Source organism: Pseudomonas sp. SST3 (assembly GCF_003325755.1).
In genome coordinates this window covers 1-1,936 of sequence record NZ_QORI02000212.1, presented here as the reverse complement: position 1 = coordinate 1,936, position 1,936 = coordinate 1, and the positions used below count along the sequence as shown (strand labels likewise).

The window sequence follows — 1,936 nt, the reverse complement described above, 5'->3', positions numbered from 1 at the left end:
ATTTGACGAACTGAAATGCAATTAGCTTGACCCGGTAATCAACGGGCCTCAAGTTGCCGCGCCCAATGGTGAGCACCATCACAATTTTCCATGCCGATCTCGCAACATGGTTCAGTCTTCGCCAGCAGTGTTTGCAACCAATGCTCTCGCTATAAGCGCTGCCGCCAAATCGGTTTCTCATGGCAGTCGACTCCATGTACCTGAAACACGTTCTTGGCCAAGTCGACCCCAATGCGCATAAGCTTCGTGTGTGGACTCCCTCTCGCTGTTAACTGTGGTTCGCACCTCCAGTCTGGCACTCAGATGCCGAGGCGAGGGGGAGTCCATCCATTGCTTATGGCCGTTAGCAGCCAGTAACGAATGACGGCAATTGGCTGATAGACGCCCATCGTAAATAGTTGCTTACTGCTAACGCTCAACGGATTTCTGAAGATGGCAAATGTTTGCATTGAGGTTGATCGCTTTCGGGGCGGCCGAAGCATGGGGCGGCGTCGCTTTAACCCCGACCAGCAATGCCGACCGCATCCATACCGGCATTCTGCAAGCTTTGAGCTTATGCAAGTCTTCTGTGCTCATAGTATCGGTGATCTTGGAAACTACCTGGGCGGACAATCCCTTTTTCCCTAAGTAATAGAGAGCGATGAGAACCGCTCCTAGCTTCGTTCCGGCATGCTGGAGGTGCGCGCTGGAGACATGCTGGAGGCGAACCACCGCGTTGCCAACTTTTATCTCGCGGGTCGTACCGCTGGTGTAGTAGGTCGGCACGACCTGCATTTGGGTGCTGAGGCCCAATCTCCTAACAGCCTCCGCTCCGTGTATCTGGATTGTCTCGCCGTTTGCCTTGGCACGAACCATCATAATGTCCAGCAGATTGGGGCGCACTCTGCGACCGGTGTATCCGCTCATCTTTGGGCGCATATATATGCCGCGGGCTACACGCTCCAGAAGACCTGCTTTGACTAGGCTTGTAAGCGCCTTATCAACCGCAGCTCTAGAACCTACCTGCACGAAAACCTTGCGCGAAAAAGGCCGCCCTTTTCGCATGTGCTTCACTCTGTTCGAGATAGCTTTTGCGACAGACATGAATACCCTTCAAATCGCCCAAATCAGGTAGAAAAAGTGACGCACCCTCCAGCCGTCAGGCAAAAGGTCCCGACGTGCAGTGTGTGGCTTGAGCCCGACCGCGCAATGAACCCTACTGATAAACCCCGTACTCAATGCGCTCTAGGTAGTCGTTTACTACTTGAAACCCCACAGGATTGCCGACAACGTCTAATGGTATTTCTCCATCGAAATATCCGCAGGGCCGACCCAGCCAATTTTCGGCTAGCTTTTGAGTACCGAACACTTTGGTCGCGCGCTCCAGAACCGTCGCGTATTGAAAGGCCACGGCGCTCTGCAGGGAACTGAGACGCACAGTTTGATTACCATTGCTCTGTCGTTGGATCGTCCTAGTGGATTTGCCAACGATGCGGCTCAGGATCTTCTCCGCCGAGTAGAGATCGGAAATCGAAATCATGTCTTGCACATCTTTTATCTCGAAGCCCTCGGCAGTCAGTTTATAGACCATAACCGGGCTGAGCAGTGCAGGGTCCCTACGGAGGAGGTACTCCGTAGGCTTGCGGACGGCGAGCACCACCCTATCGACACGCGTGCCGGAAGCAACCATAGCGGACTCCTCCAAATGCGACATAAAAAGACGTTGGCTCCACTTGATCCACACTGCGCTCAGCATTGAGAGGTGCACGGGTATGTAGTATTGCTCTGCTCAGAACCAGTGTCGACCACGCACCAGCTCGCCATTAGCGTGCCCCTCCGCGTTATGTGATTCAGCGAGGGGGCTTAATTGAGACAGCCAGCCGGATGTCGCAAGACGCTTGGCCGAGAACTGATGGAACTAGCCACCTCCGCTGCGCCGAACAAGTGAAGTGTAATG

General features: G+C 54.0%; 3 protein-coding genes. All 3 read right to left on the bottom strand.

Going from position 1 to position 1,936, the window contains the following annotated elements; genetic code table 11:
* On the bottom strand, positions 1-181 hold a 181-nt coding region (locus DQ405_RS27360; protein WP_241730241.1), incomplete at its 3' end, for a hypothetical protein.
* Between the two features lie 227 nt (positions 182-408).
* Positions 409-1,083, bottom strand: coding sequence for a DUF6088 family protein (locus tag DQ405_RS26715; RefSeq protein ID WP_230697891.1), 675 nt, complete (start codon positions 1,081-1,083; stop codon positions 409-411).
* Positions 1,084-1,195: 112 nt separating this feature from the next.
* A complete protein-coding gene (locus DQ405_RS26710; RefSeq protein WP_041015557.1) occupies positions 1,196-1,669 on the bottom strand; it encodes an antitoxin Xre/MbcA/ParS toxin-binding domain-containing protein in 474 nt (157 codons plus the stop codon).
* Positions 1,670-1,936: the final 267 nt, after the last annotated feature.